This is a genomic window from Pseudomonas sp. I2, from assembly GCF_040984075.1.
GTDB lineage: Bacteria > Pseudomonadota > Gammaproteobacteria > Pseudomonadales > Pseudomonadaceae > Aquipseudomonas > Aquipseudomonas guariconensis_B.
The window spans coordinates 1-5,673 of record NZ_JBCGFQ010000097.1 but is presented as its reverse complement, the minus strand read 5'-3'; the positions used below and the strand labels follow the sequence as shown (position 1 = coordinate 5,673).

The window sequence follows — 5,673 nt, the reverse complement described above, 5'->3', positions numbered from 1 at the left end:
GGCTGACGCCGTCGGACTTCCCGCTGGCGGGCCTGAGCCAGGCGCAACTCGACGCACTGCCGGTGGCGGTGGCCGAGGTCGAAGACATCTACCCACTGTCGCCGATGCAGCAGGGCATGCTGTTCCACAGCCTGTCCGACGAAGGCGACGACCTGTACGTCAACCAGCTCAGCCTGCCGGTCGAGGGGCTCGAGCAAGAGCGCTTCCGCGCCGCCTGGCAGCATGTGATCGGCCGTCACGAGATCCTGCGTACCTCCTTCCACTGGGAAGGCGGCCAGAGCGCGCCGTTGCAGGTGGTGCACCGTCACGTCGACGTGGCGATGACCGTGCTCGACTGGCGGGCACGATCCTTTACCGCCGCCGACCTCGAGGCGGTCGCCCGCGCGCAGCGTGGCTTCGACCTCGGCCAGGTGCCGCTGCAACGCCTGTTGCTGGTGCGCACGGGCGACGCCGAGCACCAGCTGGTGTGGACCAGCCACCATATCCTCATGGACGGCTGGAGCAGTTCGCAGTTGTTCGGCGAGGTGCTGCAGCACTACGCCAGCGGTGAAGTGACCGGCGACAGCGGCCGCTACCGTGACTTCATCGCCTGGTTGCAGGAGCAGGATCAGGGGCGCCTGCAGGACTACTGGCAGGGCCGTCTGCGCCTGCTCGACGCGCCGACCCAACTGAGCCAGTCGATTCACCCGCGGCACACTGCCGACCTGCCGGGGCACGAGGCGCTGTACACCCGTTGGGACGCCCAGCGCACCGCCGCCTTGCAGCAGCACTGCCGGGCCCAGGGCATTACCGCCAACACCCTGATCCAGGGCGCCTGGCTGTTGCTGTTGCAGCGTTACACCGGACAGCGCAGCGTGGCCTTCGGCGCTACAGTGGCCGGTCGCCCCGAGAGCCTGGCCAACGCGCAGCACATGCTTGGCCTGTTCATCAACACCTTGCCGGTGATCCAGACCCTCGAGCCGACACAGCGCCTGGATCAGTGGCTGCAGCAACTGCAGGCCGACAACCTGGACCTGCGCGAGCACGCCCATGCGCCGCTGGCCGACATCCAGCGTTGGTCGGGGCAGGGTGGCCAGGCCCTGTTCGACAGCATCATCGTGTTCGAGAACTACCCCATCGACCAGCGCCTGGAACAGGCCCAGGGCGGCCTGCGCTTCGGCGCCTCGAGCAGCCACGACGTCACCAACTTCCCCATGGACCTGGCGGTAACCCTCGGCGAGACCCTGGCCATCGAGTACCTGTTCCTGCGCAGCCACTTCACGCCCGAGGCCGTGCAGGGCATTCGCGCACTGATGGAGACCTTGCTGCAGTCGATGATCGACAGCCCTGTCGAATACATCGGCAACCTGCAACGGCTCAGCCCGGTGCAGTATCAGGCGCTCGACGCCTGGGGCGCGGTGCCGGCGCAGGCCGGCGAGCGGGTGATGCTGGCGCAGCTGATCGCTCGCCAGGCGGCCGCGCGGCCCGAGGCCATCGCCGCCGAGTGTGCCGGCCAGAGCCTCAGCTACGCGGCGCTGGAGGCCCGTTCCGACGTGCTGGCGCGGCAACTGCTCGCCCGTGGTGCCGGCCCGGAGGTACTGGTGGGCGTAGCCCTGGAACGCTCGGTGGACATGCTGGTGGCCCTGTTGGCGGTGCTCAAGAGCGGTGCGGCTTATGTGCCGCTGGACCTGGACTACCCGGCCGAGCGCCTGGCCTTCATGATCCAGGACTCCGGCATGCGCCAACTGATCGGTCGTGCCGACCTGGGGCAGCGCCTGGCCCTGCCCGAGGGCCTGGAACCGCTCGACCCGGCGACCCTGGCGTGCGAAGCCGGTACGCCGGCCAGCGTGTTCCCGGTGCCGGGCGAGCACAGCCTGGCCTACTTGATCTACACCTCTGGCTCGACCGGTGTGCCCAAGGGCGTGGCGGTCAGCCATGGACCTTTGAGCATGCATTGCCAGGCCATCGCCGAGCTCTACGAGATGGAGGCCGGCACCCGAGAGCTGCACTTCATGTCGTTCGCCTTCGACGGCGCCCACGAGCGCTGGCTAACCACGCTGGCGGTGGGCGGTACGCTGATCCTGCGCGACAACGAACTGTGGACGCCCCAGCAGACCTGCGAGGCGCTGAGTCGGGGCCGGGTCGACATCGCCTGCTTCCCGCCCGCCTACCTGAAGCAGGTGGCCGAATATGTGCAGCGCAGCGGTGTCGAGCCGCCCCCGGTGCGTATCTATTGCCTGGGCGGCGACGCGGTGCCGGAGCAGACCTTGGCCGAGGTGCGCGAGGTGCTGCGGCCACGCTACATCACCAATGGCTATGGTCCGACTGAAACGGTAGTCACGCCGATGCTCTGGAAGGCCTCGGCCGAAGAGCCCTGCGGCGCGGCCTACGCACCCATCGGCCGGGTCGTGGGGCAGCGCTCGCTACGGGTGCTGGACGATGACCTCAACCCATTGCCGGTCGGTTTCGCCGGGCAGCTGTTCATCGGTGGCCATGGCGTGGCTCGCGGCTATCACCAGCGGCCATCGATCACTGCCGAGCGGTTCGTGCCGGACCCATTCGGTGAGCCTGGTGCGCGTTTCTACCGTTCCGGGGACCTGGTGCGCCTGCGTCAAAGCGGGATACTGGACTACGTCGGGCGTCTGGATCACCAGGTGAAGGTGCGGGGCTTTCGCATCGAGCTGGGCGAGATCGAAGCCAGCCTGCGCCAGCAACCGGGTGTCGGCGATGCCGTGGTGATCGCTCGCGACGGCGTCTCCGGCAAGCAGTTGATCGGCTACGTTGCGGCCACCGCCGAGGTTCGCGGCGATCAGCTCAAGGCCGCCCTGGCCGAGACGCTGCCGGCCTACATGGTGCCGTTGCAGGTGATCTGCCTGGAGCGCCTGCCGGTCTCGCCCAATGGCAAGCTCGACCGCAAGGCCCTGCCGGAGCCCACCTTCGACCTGGCCAGTCATGTGCCCCCGCGCTGCGAGGAGGAACAATGGATGGCGCAGATCTGGGCCGAGGTGCTGCAGGTCGAGCAGGTGGGGATCGCCGATAACTTCTTCGAGCTGGGTGGCGATTCGATCCTCAGCCTGCAGGTGATTTCGCGGGTGCGCAACCATGCGCAACTGAAACTGGAGCTCAAGCTGCGCGACCTGATGCGTTGCCAGACCATCGCCAACCTGTTCGACCAGCAGGGCGTGTCGCGGGTCAGCGGCGAGCAGCAGGCCGTGGTGGTGGAGGGCGCCTTCCCGCTGATCCCGATCCAGGAGTGGTTCTTCACCGCGCAGACCCATGCGCCGGAACACTTCAACCAGGCGTTGATCCTCCGTGCCAACCAGCCACTGGATGCGCGGGCGCTGGAGCGCACGCTGACCTGCATGCTCGGCCAGCACGATGCCTTGCGCCTGCGTTTCACCCACGAGCAGGGGCGCTGGATCCAGCGTTACCAGCCGTTGCAGGAGTGCCTGCAGCGCCTGGGCGACGACCCGCTGCTGTGGGTGCGCGAGGTGGCCGACGAAGAGGCGCTGGAGGACCTGGCCAATGAGCTGCAACGCAGCCTGGACCTGGCCCAGGGGCCACTGATGCGCGGCTTGCTGGCGACCCTGGGCAATGGCCAGGTACGCCTGCTGCTGGTGATCCACCACCTGGTGATCGACGGTGTGTCCTGGCGTGTGCTGCTGCAGGACTTGCAGGAGGCCTACCAGGCTTTCCTCGCCGAACGGGAGCCGCAGCTGCCGCTGCGCACCAGCAGCTTCGGCGAATGGGCCGCTGGCCTGGCCGGCCATGCGGTGACCCTGCGCGAGCGTGAGCTCGACTACTGGGTGGCGCAGCTCGACCGGCAGGACGGGCCGCTGCGCTGTGACAACCCACGTGGCGGCAATCTCATGTGCCACCGCGAAGAGGCCGCGTTCAGCCTGGATGCGCAACGGACCGCACAGTTGCTCAAGGAGGCGCCCGCGGCCTACCAGACGCAGATCAACGACCTGCTGCTGACTGCGCTGAGCCGGGCCCTGTGCCAATGGGACGACAGTGCGTCGGCGCTGGTGCTGCTGGAAGGCCATGGCCGCGAGGATCTGTTCGAGCAACTGGACCTGAGCCGTACCCTGGGCTGGTTCACCAGCATGTATCCGGTACGCCTGAGCCCGGTGTCCGAGCCCGGGGCGTCGATCGTGGCGATTCGCGAGCAGTTGGCCCAGGTGCCGGACAAGGGCATCGGCTACGGCGTGCTGCGCCACATGGACGAACCGTGGGTGCGCGCGCGCCTGGCCGACCTGCCGCAGGCGCAGGTCACCTTCAACTACCTGGGGCAGCTCGACCAGAGCTTCGATGCCGAGCAGGCGCTGTTCCTGCCCGCGCCGGAGAGCGTTGGCGACAGCTTCTCGCAGCAGGCGAGCCTGGCCAACTGGCTCGAAGTGGTAGGCCAGGTGTTCGACGGCAAGCTGTCGTTCCGCTGCATCTACAGCAACCGACGCTTCCGCCAGGGCACCATCACGGCCTTCATGGAACAGTTCCAGGCCGAGTTGGTGCTGTTGATCGAGCACTGCCTGCAGGTCCAGGCCAACTGAATTTTCCTTCTTCTGACAGGCCGGATGCGGGTGCGTCCGGCCCAGGAACCGAGTCATGTCACTGAATCCTGAAATTGCCGAATTCCTCGACCTGGTCGACGCCAGCCCTGGCGATGGCCAGTCCATGGCCTTCCACCGCTCGACCCCCGCTCAGGCGCGCGACGCCTTCGAGCAGGCCTCCGTGCGCATGCGTTGGGAAGCGCCACAGGTGCACAGCGAGGACCTGCATTGCCAGGCTCGCGATGGCGCCACCCTGACGCTGCGTCTTTACCGGCCCTGCGCGCCTGCCGAGCAACCACTGCCGGTGCTGCTGTACCTGCACGGCGGTGGGTTCGTGGTGGGCAGCATCGCCTCGCACGATGGTGTCTGTCGCGAGTTCTGCGCGCGCACCCCCTGCGCGGTGCTGACCGTCGATTACCGGCGCGCCCCGGAGCAACGCTTTCCGGTGGCGCTGGATGACTGCGCCGATGCCTTGGCGTGGCTGGCACACAACGCGCGCGAGTGGGGGCTGGATGCCAGCCGGGTGGCCGTGGGCGGCGACAGTGTCGGCGCGACCCTGGCCAGCGTGCTGGCGATCGACGCCGCCCACCTGGGTGGGCCTGTCCAGCCACGGCTGCAATTGCTTTGCTATCCAGTGGCCGATGCCTCGAAGAGCTGGGAGTCGCGTACGCTGTTCGCCGAGGGCTACCTGCTGGAAAGCGCCACCCTGGAGTGGTTCTACGATCACTATGCGCGCCAGGCCGAGGACCGCTCGAACTGGCGTTTCTCGCCGCTGCTGGCCACCGGCTTGCAGGGCGTGGCGCCGGCATACATCGGCCTGGCAGGCTTCGATCCACTGCTAGATGAAGGGCAGGCCTATGCGCGTCACCTGCGCGAGCAGGGGGTGACGGTCAGCAGCGAAGTGTTCGAGGGGTTGGTGCACGACTTCCTGCGCATGCGCCTGGTCACGGCCGAGATCGACACGGTGTATGCGAGGTTGGCGCAGGTGCTGCGTGACGCCTTGAACTGATGTTTTGCACTGGATATCGAGGGCCGCTATGCGGCCCTTTTGCGTTGCCCCACGGGCAAGCCCGCTCGTGCAGATGAGCACATGGCTTGAGAGTGACGGGGGTTCTGTGGGGGCGGGCTTGCCCGCGAATGGGGG

Annotated in this window: 2 protein-coding genes; both read left to right on the top strand. The window is 67.7% G+C overall.

Annotation, left to right across the window (positions count from 1 at the left end):
• A partial coding sequence (locus tag WCE05_RS25530; protein ID WP_368816801.1) for an amino acid adenylation domain-containing protein occupies nt 1-4,529 on the top strand: 4,529 nt, incomplete at its 5' end.
• 55 nt (nt 4,530-4,584) lie between these two features.
• Nucleotides 4,585-5,538, top strand: a complete 954-nt coding sequence (locus WCE05_RS25525) for an alpha/beta hydrolase (protein ID WP_368816800.1) — start codon at nt 4,585-4,587, stop codon at nt 5,536-5,538.
• Nucleotides 5,539-5,673 lie beyond the last annotated feature (135 nt).

Excerpts from the sequence above, each read along its gene's own strand:
- WCE05_RS25525 (WP_368816800.1), top strand. The coding sequence starts at position 4,585 with ATGTCACTGAATCCTGAAATTGCCGAATTCCTCGACCTGGTCGACGCC.